Here is a 19,789-nt window from a genome sequence, read left to right on the forward strand (position 1 = left end):
GTCAAGGCGGGAAAGATGCCTTGACAAGCACCCCCGAACCGCAGGGGAGCTTCGTATCGGGGTGCGGGGGAGGGCTGGGTGCCTCGCTCGTTGGGTGCACCGGCTGCGGGGTGGGGCTGGGCGCTCGATGCGTGGGTGCGTCGGCTGCGGTTGGGTGGGGGCTTGCGCCCCAATGTGGCATTGGGTGCGTGGGACGCACCCAATGTGGCGTTCGGTGCGTCTGACGCACCCAATGCCGCATTGGGGCGCATCGGAGTTGGTCGTGAGGGGAACCCTGACGGAATCAGAGTTCCTCAGGGTGGCCCTCACGGACAGCGGGCCCGGCGAAGTGCGGGCCGGGAGGGGGCGCAGTCGGGGTCAGCTGTTGGCGAGTTGGCGTTTCACCTCTGCGGCGACGCGGGAGCCTTCGGCGCGGCCTGCGATCTTTGGCTGTACGGCCTTCATCACGGCGCCCATTCCGGCCATTCCGGAGGCGCCGGTTTCCGTCACTGCCTCGGTGACCAAGGTGCGCAGCTCGTCGTCCGAGAGTTGGGCGGGCAGGTAGGCGGTGAGGACCTCTGCTTCGGCTCGTTCGCGTTCCGCTGATTCCGCTCGGCCTGCCTTCTCGAAGGCTTCGGCGGCGTCGCGGCGTTTCTTCACCTCTCGGGTGATGATCTTTTGTACCTCGTCGTCCGAGAGTTCGCGGGCGGTGTCGCCTGCGGTTTCTTCGTAGCCGATCGCCGAGAGGGTCAGCCGCAGCGTTGCCGAGCGCAGCTGGTCTCGGGCCTTGATCGCGGTCGTCAGGTCGTCGTGCAGGGTCGCCTTCAGCGTGGTCATATACCCGATCCTGGCGCCCGTCGCGGCTGGCTGCCCGCGCCGCGCCGTCGATGCGGGGGTCTTCTAGACTCGCTTCCGATGTCCGACCAGCCTGAAATCCCCTTTTCCCTTCCGGAGGTGCGGTGATGCGTCTCGTTTTCGCCGGCACCCCGGAGCCTGCCGTGCCGTCGTTGCGCGCGCTGATCGAGTCCGAGCGGCACGAGGTCGTCGCGGTCGTCACTCGGCCGGACGCCCAGGCCGGGCGCGGGCGCAAGGTGCTGCGGTCCCCGGTGGGCACGCTCGCCGACGAGCACGGCATCGAGGTGCTCACGCCCGCGCGCGCCGGCGATCCGGCGTTTCTCGCCCGGTTGCGCGAGCTGGAGCCGGACGTCTGCCCGGTCGTTGCGTACGGGGCTTTGCTGCCGCAGTCCGCGCTCGACATTCCCGCGCACGGCTGGGTCAACCTGCATTTTTCGCTGCTGCCCGCGTGGCGCGGCGCGGCCCCGGTCCAGGCGGCGATCCGGGCCGGGGACGAGATGACCGGCGCGTCCACCTTCCGCATCGTGAAGGAGCTCGACGCCGGGCCGGTCTTCGGCGTGGTGACCGAGCCGATCGGCCCGGACGACACGTCCGGCGTGCTGCTCGGCAGGCTCGCCGAGTCCGGGGCGCACCTGCTGGTGTCCACCGTGGACGGCATCGAGGACGGCACGCTCCGCGCGGTCGAGCAGCCGGGCGAGGGCATGAGCTACGCGCCGAAGGTGACTGTCGAGGACGCGCGCGTATCGTTCGCCGACCCGGCTTCCGCGGTCGACCGGCACATCCGTTCGGTGACGCCGGATCCCGGCGCGTGGGCGGAGTTCCGCGGCGAGCGGTTCAAGCTGGGGCCGGTCACCGTGCTCGACGAACCCGGTCCGCGGCCGGGCGAGCTGGTGGTCGAGCGCAAGCGCGTGCTCGTGGGCACGGCGACGAAACCGGTGCGGCTTGGCGAGGTCCAGGCGGCCGGGAAGAAACGGATGGCGGCCACCGACTGGGCGCGCGGCACGAGGATCGACGAAGGAGAGCGCCTCCAGTGAACGAGCGTGGAGAACGGCGGCCGTCACGGCCGCAGCGGGGCCGTCCGGCTCCGCGCAAACAGGGACCGCGGCGTCCGCCGGAGATCGACCCGGCCCGCCAGGTCGCGTTCGACGTGCTGCGCGCCGTCCGCGAGAAGGACGCGTACGCCAACCTCGTCCTCCCGCAGCTGCTGCGGGAGCGTCGCGTGACCGGCCGCGACGCCGCGCTGGCCACCGAACTGACCTACGGCGCCTCTCGTGCGCAGGGCCTGCTCGACGCGGTGATCGCCGCGTGCGCCGACCGGCCGATCGAGAAGACCGACCCGGTGGTGCTCGACGCGCTGCGGCTCGGCGTCTACCAGTTGCTGCGCACCCGGATCCCGGAGCACGCCGCTGTCGGGTCCACTGTGGACCTGGTGCGCGCCGAAGCCGGTTCGTGGGCAACGGGATTCACGAACGCCATCCTGCGCGCGGTGTCCGCGAAGGACGAGACGCAGTGGCTCGACGAACTGACGCCGGACGAGGCCACCGACCCGATCGGCGCGTACGCGCTCCGCACCGCGCACCCGCGCTGGGTCGCCCGGTCGTTCGCGGAAGCGTTGGGGGACAAGGGCGCTGAGCTGAAAGCCGCTCTCGAAGCGGACGACGCCCGCCCCGAGGTGCACCTGGTCGCGCGTCCCGGCGAGATCAGCGCAGACGAACTCGCCGCCATCACCGGCGGCGACCCCGCGCCGTACTCGCCCTACGGCGTGCACCTGCCCGCCGGCGCGGGCGACCCGGCCGACGCGGAACCGGTGCGCGAGCGCCTCGCCGCGGTGCAGGACGAAGGCAGCCAGCTGTGCGCCATCGCCGTCACCAAGGCCCCGCTGGAAGGCTCCGACGAGCGCTGGCTGGACCTGTGCGCGGGCCCCGGCGGCAAAGCGGCGCTGCTCGGCGCGCTGGCCAAGATCAGCGGTGCGCACGTGGACGCCGTCGAGAAGGCACCGCACCGGGCCCGGCTGATCGAGAACGCGACCGAGGGCCTGCCGGTCACCGTGCACGTCGCCGACGGTCGTGAATCCGGCCTCGAACCGGGCTACGACCGGATCCTGGTCGACGCCCCGTGCAGCGGTCTTGGCGCGCTCCGCCGACGTCCCGAGGCCCGGTGGCGCCGCAAGCCGTCGGACGTCGCGGACCTCACCAAACTGCAAGGCGAACTCCTGATGGCGGCGCTGGACCTGGTGCGTCCGGGCGGCATCGTCACGTACGTCGTGTGTTCGCCGCATCTGGCCGAAACCGAAGGCGTGGTAGGCGAAACCGCCCGCCGGACCAAGTCCGAGATCGTCGACGCCCGCGAGTTCTTCCCGGACGTCCCGCAACTCGGCGATGGCCCGTACGTCCAGCTGTGGCCCCACCGACACGGCACCGACGCGATGTTCTGCGCGGTGCTGCGCAAGCCGTGACGGATCTGGGTTTGGTCGCCAGCTCGTGCGGCGGACTGGACACCCGGTTCACCGACGAGCTGGCGAAACCAGCGGTAGCCCGAGGCTGGCGGCTGGCCGTCACCCTCACGCCGACCGCCTGGGGCTGGCTGAAAGCGACCGGCGGGCTGGGCGAACTCGAAGCCACGACGGATCTTCCGGTGCGCAGCACGTCCCGCCTTCCCGGCGAGCCGCGTCCGCACCCGGATCCGAAGGTGTTCCTTTTCGCGCCCGCTTCGGCGAACTCGGTGGCGAAGCTGGCGCTGGGGATCGCGGACAACCAGGCGCTCACGCTGCTCGGCGATGTCCTTGGCGCGCCAGGGATCACGATCGTCGTGGCCTACCAGATCCAGCCGACCCGGGAGCACCATCCGGCTTGGCGGCGGCATCTGGACACGTTGACCGAGGCGGGCGTCCGGCTGTACCGGCTCGACCCGCGCCGACCCTGGTCGGAAGCGCTCGATCTGCTGCCCTCTCCTGCGTGAAAAGCCGTGAAGGACTCCTTGAGGGAATCAGATTCCCTCAAGGAGTCCTTCACGGACCTCAGAGGAGGCTCAGCGGAGGCGAAGAGCGCGCTTCACGGTGCCGAACAGATCGGTCTGGTTGGTCAGCCCGACGACGTTCGCCGCCTGCGGTCCGTAAGCCGCGATCCGGACCTGAGTGCCGGTGTGCTCCATCGAGGAACCCGGCAGCGCGGTGCCGTAGTTGAGGGTCATGTTCGCGCCCTCATTGGTGATCAGCGTGGCAGTCTGCCCAGGCGTCTTGGCGTCGTTCGACACGATCTGGCTGGTGTGCCCGTGGTCCGCGGTCACCACAACCAGCGTGTCGGTGTGGCTGCGCGCATACGCGAGCCCGGCGGCGACAGCGGCGTCGAAGTCGATCGTCTCGCCGATCTGCCCGCACGGGTCAGCCGCGTGGTCCTGCTTGTCGATCGACGCACCCTCCACCTGGAGGAAGAACCCCTTGTTGCTGCGGCGGTCTTCCAGCAGCTGCAACGCCTTCTGCGTCTGCGCCACCAGCTTCGGCTGCGTCTTCGGCAGCGCCGGGTTCGCGGTGCAGCGGGTCGGCGCGGTGCCGCCCTGTGTCGCCTTCGGGCCGGTCCAGTTCACCGGCATGTTGCCGGGCGCGAACAGCCCGAGCAGCGGCTTGCCGGGACGCGCCTTGGCGAGGTCGTCAGCGGTGTTGACCACGGTGTACCCGGCGGCCTTGGCCTGCTCCAGCACCGGCTTGCCCTTGAACTGCCCGGCGGTCGCCTTCTGGTCGAAGTACTTCGCGCCGCCGCCGAGGAGGACGTCCGGGCGGGTCTGCACGAGCTGCTCGGAGATCGAGCCCGCGCCGCCGTTCTCCTTGGCGTTCCGCGCGCACTTCTTGGTGGTCTCGTCCGGGCCCTTGCAGTCACGGTCGACGACGTGCGCGCCGAGCACGGCCGGGGTCGCGTCCTGGACCTCGGCGGTAGTCACGTCGCCGGTGCGCAGGCCGCTGCGCTTGGCGAGTTCGAGCAGCGTCGGGACCGGGTTGCCGTAGGCGTCCACGGAAATCGCGCCGTTGTAGGTCTTCGTGCCGGTCGCCCAGCCGGTGCCCGACGCCGCGGAGTCGGTGACGTAGTCCGGCTTCGCCGGGTTGCCCTTCTCGACCGCGTACGTGGTGTAGTCGCCGGTCAGCGGGAACTCGTCCATCGCGAGCCGCCCGGCCGCGCCGCGTTCGTAGTTGCGCGCCGAGGTGATCTCGGACTGGCCCATGCCGTCGCCGATGAACAGGATGACGTTGCGCGCGTGCCCGCCCTGGATCGCCTGGCGGACCTCCTGCGTGCGGTCGCCCGCACCGGCCGAAGCGGCCCGCGCGCCCTGGTCGTCCTGGTTGCCCTGCGCGGCGATCGCGACCGGGGCGGCGGCGACCATCGCGACGCCGAGCGCGCCCGCGGCCAGCCACTTGCGGCGGCCTGCCAAGACCGTTCTCATGGTTCTCCTCGAAGTGCCTCTCGTCCGGAACTTCCGGACGTGACCCATTAGTGCTCGACGATGTGTTCGACGCGGAGAATCCGGATGAGCGCCGGATGTCCGTAAAGCGAACTCCGGTGCGGTCACGGCCGGTGAACAGGCCGGAACCGGGTCCTTTTACACTCGGGTCGTGGCTTCACCTCTCATCGCACCCAGCATCCTGTCCGCCGACTTCGCCAAGCTCGGCGAGGAGATCGCGGCCGTCGCGCGCCCCGGGGAGACCCGGGCCGACTGGGTGCACGTGGACGTCATGGACGCGCACTTCGTCCCGAACCTGACCCTCGGCCTGCCGGTGGTCCAGTCGATCCTCAAGTCCACCGACGTCCCCATCGACTGCCACCTGATGATCGACGACCCGGATCGCTGGGCGATCGGCTACGCCGAGGCCGGCGCGTACAACGTCACGGTGCACGTGGAAGCCGCCGCGGACCCGGTCATGCTGGCGAAGAACCTGCGTGCCGCGGGCGCGAAGGCCGGGCTGTCGATCAAGCCGGGCACGCCGCTCGAACCGCACCTGGAAACCCTCAAGCACTACGACACGCTGCTAGTCATGTCGGTCGAACCGGGCTTCGGCGGGCAGTCGTTCATCGCCGACGTGCTCGACAAGGTGCGCACCGCGCGCCGCCTGGTCGACACCGGGCACCTCAAGCTGGTCGTCGAGATCGACGGCGGGATCAACTCCGACACCATCGAACAGGCCGCCGAAGCGGGCGTCGACTGCTTCGTCGCGGGCTCGGCCGTCTACGGGGCCGAGGACCCGGGCCGCGCCGTCGCCGCGCTGCGCGAACAGGCCGCCCGCCTCCGCGTCGGCTGACGTTCCGGCCGGGGAAGCTCCCGGGTCCGGGCGGGTGTTGGATGGAGGGGTCGCCGAAGACGGCGGCCGGGCGAGGAGGCAGCAGTGTTCACGGGAATTGTCGAAGAGGTCGGCGAGGTCACCGCGGTCGAGCAGCTCACCGACGCGGCTCGGCTCACCGTCCGCGGCCCGCTGGTCACCTCGGACGCGGGCCACGGCGATTCGATCGCGGTCAGCGGCGTCTGCCTGACCGTCGTCACGGTCTCTGGCGGCGAGTTCACCGTCGATGTGGTGAACGAAACACTCCAGCGTTCGAGCCTCGCGAAGGTGGCCGTCGGCGACGCGGTGAACCTCGAGCGCGCGACCCCGGCGGGCGGGCGGCTCGGCGGGCACATCATGCAGGGCCACGTGGACGGCACCGGCGTCTTCGTCTCCCGCGACGAGCGCGGCGTGACGACGTTCTCCCTGCCCCCGGCCTTGTCGCGGTACGTCGTGGAGAAGGGTTCGATCGCCGTCGACGGCGTTTCGCTCACCGTCGCGAGCATCTCCGAGGACCGGTTTTCGGTCGCTCTGATCCCCACCACGCTCGAGGTGACGACCCTCGGCAGGCGCCAGGAAGGCGACCACGTGAACCTCGAAGTGGACGTCGTCGCGAAGTACGTGGAGAAGCTCACTGCGCCACACGTGGCGGCGAACGCGCACAATGTGTGACATCCACCCGGCGGCGGCAGCGAAGGAGCACCCGTGAGCGAGACGAAGGCGGCCGAGCCGCAGACCGGATGGACCCCGTGCGGAGCAGGCGCGGCGGTCGACGTGGACGCCATCGAGGCGGCGATCGCGGACATCGCCGCCGGGCGTGCGGTGGTCGTCGTGGACGACGAGGACCGCGAGAACGAGGGCGACCTCATCTTCGCCGCCGAGAAGGCGACGCCCGAGCTGCTCGCCTTCATGGTGCGCTACACCTCGGGCTACGTGTGCGTCGCGCTGACCGAATCCGAGGCGGACCGGCTCGACCTGCCGCCGATGTACCACACGAACCAGGACCAGCGCGGCACCGCGTACAGCGTCACGGTCGACGCGGCGGAGGGCATCAGCACCGGCATCTCCGGCACCGACCGCGCGCACACCACCCGGCTGCTGGCCGACCCCGAAGCCACCGCGAAGGACTTCCGCCGACCCGGGCACGTGGTGCCGCTGCGCGCCAAGGAAGGCGGCGTGCTGCGCCGTCCCGGGCACACCGAGGCCGCGGTCGACCTGGCCCGGCTGGCCGGTCTGCACCCGGCGGGCGCGCTCTGCGAGATCGTGTCGCAGAAGGACGAGGGCGACATGGCCCGGCGCGACGAGCTGGAAGTGTTCGCCGCCGACCACGACCTCAAGATCATCTCGATCGCGGACCTCATCGCTTACCGGCGGCGCACCGAGAAGCAGGTCGAACGCGTCGCCGAGGCGCGGATTCCGCTGGCCGCGGGGGAGTTCCGCGCGGTCGGGTACGACAGCCTGCTCGACGGGATCGAGCACGTCGCCTTCGTCTACGGCGAGATCGGCGACGGCGAGGACATCCTGGTCCGGGTGCACTCCGAATGCCTCACCGGTGATGTGTTCGGCTCGCTGCGCTGCGACTGCGGCCCGCAGCTGGACGCCGCGCTGCAGAAGGTGGCCGACGAGGGCCGCGGGGTCGTGCTGTACATCCGCGGGCACGAGGGCCGCGGCATCGGCCTGCTGCACAAGCTGCAGGCGTACCAGCTGCAGGACGCGGGCGCGGACACCGTCGACGCGAACCTGGCGCTGGGCGTCCCGGCGGACGCGCGCGACTACGGCACCGGCGCGCAGATCCTGTGCGACCTCGGCGTCCGGTCGATGCGGCTGCTCACGAACAACCCGGCGAAGCGGGTCGGCCTCGAGGGCTACGGCCTGCGCGTCACCGGGCGGGTCGCGCTGCCGGTCTCGCCGAACCCGGAAAACCTGCGGTACCTGCGCACCAAGCGCGACCGGATGGGGCACGACCTCAGCCAGCTCGAGCATTACGACCAGGTCGGCGCGTCCGACCCGGGCACCGAGGAGGACACCACGCGATGAGCGGCGAGGGGCGGCCGGAAGCCGCGCTCGACCTGCGCGACTGCAAGTCCCTGCGGCTGGCGGTCGTCGCGACGCGGTGGAACGCGAAGATCACCGACGTGCTGCTGGAGCGTGCGCTCGCCGCGGCGAAGGACGCCGGGCTCGAGGAAGAGCCCACGGTCATCCGGGTGGCGGGCGCGGTGGAGCTTCCGGTCGCGGCGCAGGCGCTCGCGCGCAACCACGACGCGGTCGTCGCGCTGGGCGTCGTGATCCGCGGCGGCACCCCGCACTTCGAGTACGTGTGCGACGCGGTCACCGCCGGTCTGACCCGGGTCGCGCTCGACGAGAGCACCCCGGTCGGCAACGGCGTGCTGACCTGCGACACCGAGCAGCAGGCGCTGGACCGCTCAGGCATGCCCGGCTCCGTGGAGGACAAAGGCTACGAGGCGGCCGTGGCGGCGCTCGACACCGCGCACGTGCTGCGCGGTCTCGGCAAGCCGTGGACCGAGCGGGGATTCGTGTGAGCGTGATGACCGAGCAGCAGACCGTCCTGGTGATCCGGCCGCGCCGGGCGCTGATCATGTGCAGCGTGCTCGCGGTGGCGCTGCTCGCGGCGTTCGTGGTGGTGGCGGTCCTGCTGCGCAGTTCGCACACCGGTGTGGTGTTCGAGGCGTCGGACCAGATCGCGATGATCGGCATCGGCGTCGCGCTGTCGGCGGGCACGATGCTGTTCGGCAACGCCCGCGTCCGCGCGGACGCCACCGGCATCGAGGTCCGCAACGTGCTGGCGCGGCGGGTCTTCACCTGGGATCAGGTGCTGTCGATCAGCTTCCCGGACGGGGCTTCGTGGGCCCGGCTGGAACTGCCGGACGACGAGTACTTCTCGGTGATGGCCGTGCAGGCGGTGGACCGCGAACGCGCGGTGACGGCGGTGCGCGCGCTGCGCCGGTTGCACCGCGCCGCCACCGAGGCCTGAGGTCTCCTACAGGTCCAGATCCACGACGATCGGCGCGTGGTCGGACGGTTGCTTGCCCTTGCGGGCTTCGCGATCCACGTAGGAATCGGTGACCGCCTTGGCGAAAACCTCGTTCCCGTAGACGAGGTCGATGCGCATTCCCTTGTTGTTGGGGAAGTTCCCGCCGCGGTAGTCCCAGTACGTGAACGGGTGGTCGTACTTCAGCGGCCGCGGGAACACGTCGGACAGTCCCGCGTCGCGGAGCTTCTTGAGCGCGGCCCGTTCGGGTTCGGTGACGTGCGTGGATTCGGCGAACAGCGAGATGTCCCAGACGTCCTCGTCGGTCGGCGCGACGTTGAAATCGCCGAGCACCGCGAACGGGCGCGCGTGGTTCAGTTCTTCGCCGACGAGATCGCCGAGCTTCTCGAACCACTCGAGTTTGTAGGCGTAGTGCGGGTTTTCCGGCTCACGCCCGTTCGGCACGTACACCGACCAGACACGGATCCCGCCGCACGTCGCGCCGATCGCGCGCGCCTCGGCCTTCCCGTCGAAGCCCGGCTCGCCCGGCAGCCCGCGCACCACGTCGTCGAGCCCGATCTTCGAGAGGATCGCGACGCCGTTCCACCGCCCCAGCCCGTACGCGGCGACCTCGTACCCGCGCGCGGTGATCTCGTCGGCGGGGAAGGCTTCGGTGGTGTTCTTGAGCTCCTGAAGGCACAGAACGTCCGGAGCGGTGCCGTCGAGCCAGTCGAGCACGCGCGGCAGCCGGGGAACGATGGAGTTCACGTTCCAGGTGGCGACGCGGACGGTCATGGCTGCTCCTGATCGTTCGGCGGGTCGGCGAGGCTAGGCTACGGCAGGCCGGTTTCTTCCGGCGACGACGGGGAGAAGCGATGGCGGAAGTCAGAGTCACCTACGACCGGGCAGCCAACGCGGCCTACATCTATTTCGTGGCTCCGGGCGATTCCACGAAGTCGGCGTACATGTATCCGTGCGACCCGGTCGCGGTCGACGGGATGATCAACCTCGACTTCGGCGAGAGCGGGCGGCTGGTGGGCGTCGAGGTCCTGGCCGCGAGCAGCAAGCTGCCGCAGTACCTGCTGGACTCGGCGGAGCAGCTTTCCTGAGAGGTCGAAGCCGCCCGCAGCAAGGGGTCTCACGGAAACTGTCGGACCCTCGCCATACAGTGGGGCACGTGGCTGATCCGACCACCTACCGACCTCAGCCGGGGAGCATCCCGGACTCGCCTGGCGTCTACAAGTTCCGCGACGACGCCAAGCGGGTCATCTACGTCGGCAAAGCGAAGAGCCTCCGCAGCAGGCTCAACTCGTACTTCGCCGACCTGTCCGGCCTTCATCCGCGCACGCGGCAGATGGTCACCACCGCGGCGAGCGTCGAGTGGACCGTCGTCGGCACCGAGGTCGAGGCGCTCCAGCTGGAGTACAACTGGATCAAGGAGTTCGACCCGCGGTTCAACGTCCGCTACCGCGACGACAAGAGCTACCCGGTCCTCGCGGTCACGCTGAACGAGGAGTTCCCCCGGCTGCACGTCTACCGCGGTGCGCGCAAGAAGGGCGTCCGCTACTTCGGGCCGTACTCGCACGCGTGGGCGATCCGCGAGACGCTCGACCTTCTCCTGCGCGTTTTCCCCGCCCGCACCTGTTCCGCCGGCGTCTTCCGCCGCCACGGGCAGATCGGGCGGCCGTGCCTGCTCGGCTACATCGACAAGTGCTCGGCTCCGTGCGTCGGCCGGGTGTCGGCGGACGAGCACCGGGCGATCGTCGAGGACTTCTGCGACTTCCTCGCCGGCCGCACGGACGCGATGGTGAAGCGGCTCGAACGCGAGATGGCCGCCGCTTCCGAGGAGCTGGAGTTCGAGCGCGCCGCGCGGCTGCGGGACGATCTTGGCGCGTTGCGGCGCGCGATGGAGAAACAAGCCGTGGTCTTCGGCGACGGCACGGACGCCGATGTCGTCGCGTTCGCGCACGACGAGCTGGAAGCCGCCGTCCAGGTGTTCCACGTGCGCGGCGGGCGCGTGCGCGGACAGCGCGGCTGGGTGATCGACAAGGCCGAGGAAATGGACGTCCAGGCGCTGGTCGACCACTTCCTCACCCAGTTCTACGGCGAGGAATCCGACCGCGCGGGCCGCGACGACGTCGAGACCGGTCCGGTCGTCCCGCGCGAGGTGCTGGTGCCGGAGCTGCCCGCGGACGCCGACGCGGTCGCGGAGTGGCTGTCCGGCCTGCGCGGGTCGCGGGTGCGGCTGCGGGTCGCGCAGCGCGGAGACAAGAAGGCGCTCGCGGAAACGGTGGAGCGCAACGCCAAGGAAGCGTTCACCCAGCACAAACTGCGCCGCGCGGGCGATCTCACCGCGCGGTCCGCGGCGCTGCAGGAACTTCAGGACTACCTCGCGCTCGACAGCGCGCCGCTGCGCATCGAATGCATCGACATCAGCCACATCCAGGGCAGCGACGTCGTGGCGTCGCTGGTGGTGTTCGAGGACGGGCTGCCGCGCAAGTCCGAGTACCGCAAGTTCGCGCTGCGCGAGGCGGCGACGGAGGGCGACGTCGCGTCCATCGCCGAGGTCGTGCGGCGGCGGTTCTACCGGTACCTCAAGGAAACGGCCGAAAACGCCGAGGAGGCAACGGAAACCGCGTCGGAGACCGCGGACGAGGCGGTCCGGCCGGTGCGCGCCGGGATCGACCCGGAGACCGGCCGCCCGCGCAAGTTCGCTTACCCGCCCAACCTGCTGGTCGTCGACGGCGCGGGCCCGCAGGCCACCGCGGCCGCGGACGTGCTCGCCGAACTGGGCATCACCGACATCGCCGTCGTCGGGCTGGCGAAGCGGCTCGAAGAGGTGTGGCTGCCCGGGGAACCGGATCCGATGATCCTGCCGCGCACGTCGGACGCGCTGTATTTGCTGCAGCGGCTTCGCGACGAGGCGCACCGGTTCGCCATTCGCTACCACCGCGAAAAGCGCGCCAAGCGCATGCAGACGTCCGAATTGGACAGTGTGCCCGGACTCGGGCAGGCTCGGCGCACCGCGCTGATCAAGCACTTCGGCTCGGTGAAGAAGCTCAAACAGGCCCGGGTCGAGGAAATCGAAGCGGTGCCCGGCTTCGGCAGGCGCACTGCCGAGGCCGTGGTGGCGGCACTGGCCGGGGAGACCGGCGCCGCACCGCGGGCAGTACCGGGAGGGGACCAGGGGTCGTGATCGGGAAGGAAGCACAGACGTGAGTGCGGAAGAGGAAAAGCGGGGCAGCGGGATGGAGGTCGCGGTCGTCAGCGGCCTGTCCGGCGCGGGCCGCTCCACGGCGGCCAAATGCCTGGAGGACCTCGGCTGGTTCGTGGTCGACAACCTGCCGCCGGAGCTGATCGCCACCATGGTCGAGCTCGGCGCGCAGGCGCGGGGGGCGATCACGAAGGTGGCGGTGGTGATGGACGTGCGCTCGCGCGCGTTCACCGACGACCTCGCCTCGGTCATCAAGGACCTCGACGCGCGCGGGTACAAGCCGCGCGTGCTGTTCCTTGAGGCCACCGACGCGGTGCTGGTGCGCCGCTTCGAGTCGGTCCGCCGCGGCCACCCGATGCAGGGCGACGGCAGGCTCGCCGACGGCATCACCGCCGAGCGCAAACTGCTTTCGCCGCTGCGCGAGGAAGCCGACCTGGTGCTCGACACGTCCGCGCTGTCGGTGCACGACCTGCGCGCGAAAATAGAGGACGCGTTCGGTTCCGAGGCCAGCACGCAGACCCGCGTCACCGTGCTGTCCTTCGGCTACAAGTACGGTTTGCCGATGGACGCCGACCTGGTGATGGACGTGCGGTTCCTGCCGAACCCGTTCTGGATCCCGGAGCTGCGCGAGCACACCGGCCTCGACGGCGAGGTGCGCAACTACGTGCTGTCGCAGGAAGGCGCCGAGGAATTCCTCGACCGCTACCACCAGCTGCTGCGGCTCATCGGCGCGGGCTACAAGCGCGAGGGCAAGCGGTACCTGACGCTCGCGGTCGGCTGCACCGGCGGCAAGCACCGCAGCGTCGCGATCTCCGAGGAACTCGCCCAGCGACTGTCCAATGAGGACGGCATGGCAGTAAAGGTGGTGCACCGGGATCTTGGCCGGGAGTGACGTGCGCGCGGTGGCGCTGGGCGGAGGACACGGGCTGCACGCGACGCTGACCGCGCTCCGGCGGATCACCCGCGCCGTCACGGCGGTGGTCACGGTGGCCGACGACGGCGGGTCGTCCGGCAGGCTGCGGCGCGAACTGGGGCTGCTGCCGCCGGGCGACCTGCGCCAGGCGTTCGCCGCCTTCGCCGCGGAGGACGGCGGGCGGCTGTGGGCGGAGGTGTTCCAGCACCGCTTCGGCGGCGACGGCGCGCTCGCCGGGCACGCGGTCGGCAACCTGCTGCTCGCCGGGCTGTTCGAGGTGCTCGGCGACCCGGTGGCCGCGCTCGACGAGGCGAGCAGGCTGATGGGCATCTCCGGCCGGGTGCTGCCGATGTCGCCGGAGCCGCTGGAGATCGAGGGCGAGGTCAGCGGCCTGGACAGCGAGGACCCGGACGCGATCCGGCGCATCCGCGGCCAGGTCGCGGTCGCCAGCACGCCCGGCCAGGTGCACCGCATCACGCTGCACCCGGCCGGCCGCCAGGAGCGCCCGCCGCGCGGCTGCCCGGAGGCGATCGAGGCGGTGCTGGAGGCGGACGTCGTGTTCCTCGGTCCCGGCTCGTGGTTCACCAGCGTGCTGCCGCATCTTCTGGTCCCGGATCTGCACGACGCGCTCGTGCGCACGACGGCGACGAAGGTCGTCGTGCTGAACTTGGTCCCCCAACCGGGGGAAACCGGCGGATTCTCCCCGGAGCGGCATCTGGACGTACTCTTCGAGCACGCGCCCGCGCTGCGGGTCGACGCCGTCGTCGCGGACCGTGATTCCGTCCCTGACCCGGCAAGCCTGCGCCGGGCGGCCGAACGCCTCGGGGCGAGGGCCTGCCTGGGGGCGGTGGCCGACCCGGTCGTGGCGGGACGGCATGATCCTGGTGCGCTCGCCCAGTGCATGCGAGAGGCACTCGGCCTCGGCGGGGAGCACTGTGGGTGACGGCGGGCGCGCAGCGAAAGGCAGGAGGGGCAGTACATGGCGATGACCGCCGCGGTGAAAGACGAACTGAGCCGGCTCGAGATCACGAAGATCGGGCCGCGCCGGGCGGAGGTCGCGTCGCTGCTTCGCTTCGCGGGCGGGCTGCACATCGTGGCCGGCCGGGTGGTGGTCGAAGCGGAGCTGGACACGGGTTCGGTCGCGCGGCGGCTGCGCAAGGAGATCCACGAGCTGTACGGACATCATTCGGACGTGCACGTGATCACCGCGAGCGGCGGCCTGCGCAAGGGGACGCGCTACGTCGTGCGCGTGGTGAAGGACGGCGAGGGCCTGGCGCGCCAGACGGGTTTGATCGACCAGCGCGGCCGCCCCGTGCGAGGCCTGCCCGCCGCCGTGGTGTCCGGCGGAGTGGCCGACGCCGAAGCAGCCTGGCGCGGCGCCTTCCTGGCCCACGGTTCGCTGACTGAACCGGGCCGCTCGTCTTCCCTGGAAGTGACCTGCCCCGGCCCGGAAGCGGCCTTGGCCCTGGTCGGCGCGGCGCGGCGGATGGGCATCCAAGCGAAGTCCCGTGAAGTGCGGGGCGCGGACCGCGTCGTGGTCCGAGACGGCGACGCCATCGGCGCCCTGCTGACCCGTCTGGGCGCGCACACGAGCGTGCTGCAGTGGGAAGAACGCCGGATGCGCCGGGAAGTGCGAGCGACCGCCAACCGCCTCGCGAACTTCGACGACGCGAACCTGCGCCGCTCGGCCCGCGCCGCCGTGGCCGCGGCCGCCCGGGTGGAACGCGCCTTGGAGATCCTCGGCGACACCGCTCCCGACCACCTGCTCGCCGCCGGACGTCTGCGCCTGTCGAACCGCCAGGCGTCGCTCGAGGAACTGGGCCAGCTCTCCGACCCGCAGATGACGAAAGATGCCGTGGCCGGACGGATCCGCCGGCTGCTGGCGATGGCGGACAAGCGGGCGAAGGAACTGAGCATCCCGGACACCGAATCGGCGGTGACCCCGGAAATGCTGGAAGAAGAAGCCTGACGCGCTTGACGGCGGGGTTCTGGTTCGGGACGGCCTAGCCCCGCCGTGGTGGTTTGGGGGAGTGGCCTGCGTGGCCCGGTTTGTGGCTTCTCGGGCGGGAAGCCCGCTTCGCGCGTCGCTGGGGTAAGGGAGGGGCCTGCTTCATACCTTTGAAGTGACTTGCCTGGCCCGGTTGCGGCTTTCTGAGGTGGAAGCCTGCTTCGCGCGGTCGCTGGCCTGTGCGGGGAGGGGCAAGGTCTGCTTCATCCCTTCGCAGTGGCATGTCTGGCCCGGTTGCGGCTTTCTCAGGCGGGCACCCGCTTCGCCCGGTCGCGTGGTCTGGCGGCCTGCCTGGTCCGTTCGCGGTGGCTTGCGAGGGCGGAGCAGCCCAGTTGCGGAGCCACCAGCCGAGGCGGCTTGCTGGCGAGGGTCGGCCCGCCAAGATCCGCGGGATAAGAAGCCGCCTCGAAAGACCAGCCGCGGTCGCCCGGAGCCTGCCCGATCGTTGGCGGGAGTCTCGTGAGTGTTCATGCCGGTTCTAACCGGCAAAAACGCTCACGAGGGTGCGCATGCCGAAGAACCTCGCCGCGCTGGCCGAGCCCGGCATCATCCCTTGGCCCGCGAACCTCCCGCTGCGCCTTCCGCACCACGCCCCACCCCACCCTGCGTTTTCCGCGGCACCTGCCCGTCCCGCCCCACCGCCGAGCCCTCTTCGCCGCCGAGCCCGCTCCGCCGCCAGGCCCGCCCCGCCGAGAGACCCGCCCCGGTCGTCAAGACTTCGTCCACAGTGGACAAATCACCCCCGCCACACCACCGTCTTCGCTACCGTAGGGGGCATGATCGATCTGCCGCTCTCCGCACTTGAACTCGCGCTGGTCGAGGCCGGGCAGTCGGCCACCGCGGCGCTCGAACCGCTCTCCGCTGTCGCGCGCCGGGTCGACGAGCTCGGCTACCGCAGGCTCTGGTTTGCCGAGCATCACGGTTCCCCGGCCATCGCCAGTGCCTCCCCGCAGGTGCTCGCGGCGCACGCGGGCGCGGTGACGTCCCGGGTCCGGGTCGGGTCTGGCGGCGTTCTCGCGCCCAATCACGCGCCGTTCGCGTTGGCTGAGCAGTTCGGCACGCTGTCCGCGCTCAACGGCGGCCGGGTCGATCTCGGGGTGGGACGGGGGCCCGGTGCGCTCGATCCGGACATCATCCGGGCGCTGCGCCGCGGAGCCGAGCCGGCCGGGGAAGCCGACTATCACGCTGACGTCGACGAGCTCCTGAAGCACCTCGGCAGCGACAAGGTCCTCCCCGGCGGGGTGACCGTGCCGGAGCCGTGGCTGCTCAGTTCCAGTCCGGCGGGCGCGGAGGTGGCGGCCGAGCGCGGGTTGCCGATCGCGTTCGCGCATCACATCCGGCCGGACAACACGGCTCCCTCACTGGAGCGGTACCGGGAGAAGTTCAGGCCGTCGAAGTGGCGCTCCGAGCCGTACGTGCTGTTGTGCGTCGAGACGATCTGCGCGGACACCGAGGCCGAAGCCGAATACCTCTCCGGGCCGATGAACGTCCTCAAGTCCCATCTGCTCACCGGTGGTGGGGGAGATCAGCCGATGCTCACGCCGGACGAGGCCGCCGGGTACGAGTTCGCGCCGGAGATGGTTCCGCAGCTCGAACACTTCCGCGCGGCTCAGGCGTACGGCGAGCGGGAGCAGGTCCAGGCGCGGCTCGCGGAGCTGGCGAAGCAGACCGGCGCGGACGAAATCATGGTCACGGTGCCGGTCTTCGACGCGAAGGCGCGGATCCGCTGCTACGAACTGGTGAAAGAATAAGGTGCGGCAGGGGTGACCGGCGCCGCTCCGGTCACCCCTGCCGCGGCTTTATCCGGCGAACGCCGCGCCGGGGAACTTCAGCTGCACCACCACGTTGTCGATGGTGTCCGGCGTGCCGCCGAGCTTGTCGTTGTTCGTCGAGGTCACCCAGAGGCGCCCGTCCGGCGTCTTGGTCACCGAGCGCAGCCGGCCCCAGCGGCCGGAGAACACCGCCGACACGGTGCCGATGCTGTCGCCCTTGATCTGCGTCGCGAACAACTGCTTGCCGGTCACCGCCGCGATGTAGATCCAGTCGTTCACGATCTCGATGCCCGACGGCCCGGCCTGCGAGGTCGGCCACGTCTTCTTCGGCGCGATCGTCCCCTTGCAGTCGCCGATCGTGCCCTCGCACGCCGACCAGCCGTAGTTGCCGCCCTTCTGGATCAGGTTCAGCTCGTCCTGGCTGCTCTCGCCGAACTCCGACGACCACAGCCGCCCCTGCGAATCCCAGGCGAGGCCCTGCGGGTTGCGGTGCCCGTAGCTCCAGACGTACCGCGCGTTGCCGCCGGTGGCGTAGAACGGGTTGTCGCTCGGCGCGGAACCGTCCGGGTTGAGCCGGAGGATCTTGCCGTTGAGCGAGCTCTTGTTCTGCGCGTTGGCCTTGACCTTCGCGTCGCCGACGGTGGCGTACAGCTTGCCGTCCGGACCGAACGCGATCCGGCCGCCGTTGTGGTACTGGTTCTTCGACATCCCGGTCAGCACCGGCGTGGTGGTCTTCGACAGCGTGGTGCCGTCGTAGGTGACCTTCACGATCCGGTTGTCGCTGGACGACGTGTGGTACAGGTACACCGCGTGATCGGTGTTCCACTGCGGCGAAATCGCCAGCCCGAGCAGGCCGCCCTCGCCGTTCGTGGTGACCACGCCGGGGATCTTGCCGAGCGTCGTCTTCTTGCCGTCCGGGGTGATCTGCAGCAGCTCGAACCGGTCCCGTTCGGTCACCAAGGCGTTGCCGTTCGGCAGGAAACCGACCGCCCAGCCGAGGTCGACCTTCGCGATGTCCTTGTCGTACGACGGGATTCCGCCGCCCGCGCCGCTGCTGCTGGTCGTCTTCGCGGTGACCGCGTTGCTTGCCGCGGAGGCGTTTCCGTTGGGGTCACGGGCTTTCACCGTGAACGTGTAGGACGTGTTCGGCTTGAGGTCGGTGACCGTCGCCGAAGTCTGCGACGTGGTCGAGACGACGGTGCCGCCCTGGTACACGTCGTAGCCCGCGATCGAGCCGCTGTCGTCGGTGGAAGCCTTCCAGGACAACGAAATGCTGTCCGAGGTGCTGCCTGTGACCTTGAGCGAACCGGGCACGCTCGGCGGGGTTTTGTCGTCGCTGGGCGGGGTTTTCACGCCGACGACGTTGCTCGGCTGGGACGGGTTGCCCGCCGCGTCGTAGGCGATCACCGAGATGTCGTACGACGTGTTCGGCGTCAGCTGGTCGACGGTCGCCGAGGTGGTCTTGCCGTCCACGACCTTCAGCGTGTTGCCGCCGCGGTTGATCTCGTACCGCGTGACGCCGACGTTGTCCGTCGCCGCGTCCCAGCGGAAATCGGCCGCGGTGGGCCGGATGTTCGACGCCTGGAAGTTCTTCGGCGGCGTCGGCGGCTCGGTGTCGACCGGGGCGCTGAAGCTGTCGGTGATCTTGTCGGTGTTGGGCCCGCCGTTCGCGGACGCCGAAACGGTGCGGACGTGGTTGACGCCCGCGGTGAGCTGGACGGTCGCAGTGACGGTCTTCCACGTCGTCCAGGAACCCGTGCCGGGGAAGGAAACCGTGCCCTTGTCGCCGCCGTCGACCACGAGCTTCATCGGCCGGTCGTCGGCGGTTCCGTTGGCATAGCGGAAAGTCAGCGTGTGCGTGCCGGCCTGTGCCGCGTTGACCGAGTAGTCGGCGTAGCTGCCGACGACGTTTTCGAAATCCACGAATCCCTTGCCGGAGTAGCCGGAGTGGTTCGTGGCGATTTTGGCCTGGGAGAGCGTCGCGTCCTCGGACTCGTAATCCCCGGTCGCCGCGGTGGCGGTCACGGGGGTCAGCAGTGCGCAGCCGAGCGCGGTCGCCGCGGTACCGGCGAACAGCGCGCTCAACGTCGAGCGTCGTGCCACGGGGGCCTCCTGCTTGAGGGGGATCGGGGCGGCGGCGGGGAACTGCACGGTCTTCGTTAGGAAAGTTTCCTATTTATCGGGACAGATCACACACCCTCGGCAGGTGCGGTGTCAATAGTGCGATCGCGGCATTACGCTCCGCAGCCGTGGCCGCGGAGCGCGAGCAGAAAGAACGCGTAGGTCAGAAGCCGGCGATGTCCGCCCGCGCGATCACCTTCGTGATCCTCGCCCGGACGAGGGATTCTTCGGGGACGGCGTTGCGCTTGCCGTAGGCCGGGCCGTTCTCCTCGCCCATGTACCGCGCGCCGAGCCGGGTGGCCCACTCCAGCATTTCGTCGTAGTCGTGGTGCAGTTCCGCCTCGGCGGTGAACTGGACGTACGAGAACGGCGGCCGCTGGTCGTCCACCGCGAGCGAGAGCCGCGCGTCGCGGCGCAGGGCCTTGCCCTTGAGCGTGTCCGTGCCGGTGGTGAAGATCAGCTCGTCGCCGTTCGGTCCCTCGTTCAGCAAGAACCACACCGGCGTGACGACCGGGGCCCCGTTGGCCCGCACGATCCCCAGCATCCCGGTCCGCGTGCCCTCGCTCGCGAACTTCCACCACTCCGCCCTGGTCATCTCCCGCATGCCCGCCACGCTAGCCGTCCGCGTGTGCGGGC

At 70.3% G+C, this 19,789-nt stretch carries 19 protein-coding genes; 14 read left to right on the forward strand and 5 right to left on the reverse strand.

The genetic code is table 11. The features are described from left to right. Window positions 1-357: 357 nt before the first annotated feature. Window positions 358-816: a GatB/YqeY domain-containing protein gene (locus tag PUT80_RS43230; protein ID WP_134730946.1), complete on the reverse strand. Its 459-nt coding sequence runs from the start codon at window positions 814-816 to the stop codon at window positions 358-360. 125 nt (window positions 817-941) lie between these two features. Between PUT80_RS43230 and fmt the strand changes: the two genes are divergently transcribed. Genes fmt through PUT80_RS43245 form a run of 3 tightly spaced genes read left to right on the forward strand, consistent with a single transcriptional unit; the run spans window position 942 to window position 3,792 of the window. Continuing rightward, window positions 942-1,868 carry a methionyl-tRNA formyltransferase gene (gene fmt / locus PUT80_RS43235; protein ID WP_275295584.1) on the forward strand — a complete coding sequence of 309 codons (927 nt, stop codon included), beginning with the start codon at window positions 942-944 and terminating at the stop codon, window positions 1,866-1,868. Next, window positions 1,865-3,289, forward strand: coding sequence for a transcription antitermination factor NusB (locus PUT80_RS43240; RefSeq protein WP_134730942.1), 1,425 nt, complete (start codon window positions 1,865-1,867; stop codon window positions 3,287-3,289). The genes fmt and PUT80_RS43240 overlap by 4 nt, the downstream gene beginning before the upstream one ends. Beyond that, window positions 3,286-3,792 carry a flavoprotein gene (locus PUT80_RS43245; RefSeq protein WP_275295585.1) on the forward strand — a complete coding sequence of 169 codons (507 nt, stop codon included), beginning with the start codon at window positions 3,286-3,288 and terminating at the stop codon, window positions 3,790-3,792. The genes PUT80_RS43240 and PUT80_RS43245 overlap by 4 nt, the downstream gene beginning before the upstream one ends. Window positions 3,793-3,861: 69 nt before the next feature. Here the strand turns inward: PUT80_RS43245 and phoA are convergent, their stop codons facing one another. After that, entirely contained in the window at window positions 3,862-5,265 is a 1,404-nt protein-coding gene (phoA, locus tag PUT80_RS43250; protein ID WP_275295586.1) for an alkaline phosphatase, read from the reverse strand. 169 nt (window positions 5,266-5,434) lie between these two features. Here phoA and rpe point away from each other — a divergent pair, with 169 nt between their 5' ends. The 5 genes from rpe to PUT80_RS43275 all read left to right on the forward strand — a co-directional run bounded on the left by rpe (window position 5,435) and on the right by PUT80_RS43275 (window position 9,128). After that, on the forward strand, window positions 5,435-6,118 hold the full coding sequence (rpe, locus tag PUT80_RS43255; protein WP_037814617.1) for a ribulose-phosphate 3-epimerase: 684 nt from the start codon (window positions 5,435-5,437) through the stop codon (window positions 6,116-6,118). Window positions 6,119-6,202: 84 nt separating this feature from the next. Further along, window positions 6,203-6,808, forward strand: coding sequence for a riboflavin synthase (locus PUT80_RS43260; protein WP_275295587.1), 606 nt, complete (start codon window positions 6,203-6,205; stop codon window positions 6,806-6,808). Window positions 6,809-6,841: 33 nt separating this feature from the next. Then, window positions 6,842-8,173 carry a bifunctional 3,4-dihydroxy-2-butanone-4-phosphate synthase/GTP cyclohydrolase II gene (locus PUT80_RS43265; protein WP_275295588.1) on the forward strand — a complete coding sequence of 444 codons (1,332 nt, stop codon included), beginning with the start codon at window positions 6,842-6,844 and terminating at the stop codon, window positions 8,171-8,173. Beyond that, window positions 8,170-8,676: a 6,7-dimethyl-8-ribityllumazine synthase gene (gene ribH / locus PUT80_RS43270; protein WP_037814621.1), complete on the forward strand. Its 507-nt coding sequence runs from the start codon at window positions 8,170-8,172 to the stop codon at window positions 8,674-8,676. Before PUT80_RS43265 ends, ribH begins: the two co-directional genes overlap by 4 nt. 5 nt (window positions 8,677-8,681) lie before the next feature. After that, window positions 8,682-9,128, forward strand: a complete 447-nt coding sequence (locus tag PUT80_RS43275; RefSeq protein ID WP_275295589.1) for a PH domain-containing protein — start codon at window positions 8,682-8,684, stop codon at window positions 9,126-9,128. Window positions 9,129-9,134: 6 nt separating this feature from the next. Here PUT80_RS43275 and PUT80_RS43280 read toward each other — a convergent pair whose 3' ends face one another. Beyond that, entirely contained in the window at window positions 9,135-9,920 is a 786-nt protein-coding gene (locus tag PUT80_RS43280) for an exodeoxyribonuclease III (protein ID WP_275295590.1), read from the reverse strand. An 80-nt stretch (window positions 9,921-10,000) separates the two neighbouring features. Between PUT80_RS43280 and PUT80_RS43285 the strand changes: the two genes are divergently transcribed. The 6 genes from PUT80_RS43285 to PUT80_RS43310 all read left to right on the forward strand — a co-directional run bounded on the left by PUT80_RS43285 (window position 10,001) and on the right by PUT80_RS43310 (window position 17,011). Then, window positions 10,001-10,234 carry a DUF2283 domain-containing protein gene (locus PUT80_RS43285; RefSeq protein WP_275295591.1) on the forward strand — a complete coding sequence of 78 codons (234 nt, stop codon included), beginning with the start codon at window positions 10,001-10,003 and terminating at the stop codon, window positions 10,232-10,234. A gap of 68 nt (window positions 10,235-10,302) precedes the next feature. Continuing rightward, entirely contained in the window at window positions 10,303-12,321 is a 2,019-nt protein-coding gene (uvrC, locus tag PUT80_RS43290) for an excinuclease ABC subunit UvrC (RefSeq protein ID WP_078870526.1), read from the forward strand. A gap of 52 nt (window positions 12,322-12,373) precedes the next feature. After that, window positions 12,374-13,231, forward strand: coding sequence for an RNase adapter RapZ (rapZ, locus tag PUT80_RS43295; protein WP_020658140.1), 858 nt, complete (start codon window positions 12,374-12,376; stop codon window positions 13,229-13,231). 1 nt (window position 13,232) lies between these two features. Further along, window positions 13,233-14,195, forward strand: coding sequence for a uridine diphosphate-N-acetylglucosamine-binding protein YvcK (gene yvcK, locus PUT80_RS43300; protein WP_043827416.1), 963 nt, complete (start codon window positions 13,233-13,235; stop codon window positions 14,193-14,195). Window positions 14,196-14,231: 36 nt separating this feature from the next. Then, window positions 14,232-15,221: a DNA-binding protein WhiA gene (whiA, locus tag PUT80_RS43305; protein ID WP_093574335.1), complete on the forward strand. Its 990-nt coding sequence runs from the start codon at window positions 14,232-14,234 to the stop codon at window positions 15,219-15,221. An 815-nt stretch (window positions 15,222-16,036) separates the two neighbouring features. Beyond that, complete coding sequence (locus PUT80_RS43310; RefSeq protein WP_134730936.1) at window positions 16,037-17,011, forward strand: LLM class flavin-dependent oxidoreductase; 975 nt, start codon at window positions 16,037-16,039, stop codon at window positions 17,009-17,011. A gap of 48 nt (window positions 17,012-17,059) precedes the next feature. Here the strand turns inward: PUT80_RS43310 and PUT80_RS43315 are convergent, their stop codons facing one another. Together PUT80_RS43315 and PUT80_RS43320 are read right to left on the reverse strand one after the other, a co-directional pair. After that, a complete protein-coding gene (locus PUT80_RS43315; protein WP_275295592.1) occupies window positions 17,060-19,135 on the reverse strand; it encodes a PQQ-dependent sugar dehydrogenase in 2,076 nt (691 codons plus the stop codon). 181 nt (window positions 19,136-19,316) lie between these two features. After that, complete coding sequence (locus PUT80_RS43320; RefSeq protein ID WP_037814629.1) at window positions 19,317-19,757, reverse strand: PPOX class F420-dependent oxidoreductase; 441 nt, start codon at window positions 19,755-19,757, stop codon at window positions 19,317-19,319. Window positions 19,758-19,789 lie beyond the last annotated feature (32 nt).

It is taken from the genome of Amycolatopsis sp. La24, from assembly GCF_029087445.1.
GTDB lineage: Bacteria > Actinomycetota > Actinomycetes > Mycobacteriales > Pseudonocardiaceae > Amycolatopsis > Amycolatopsis nivea.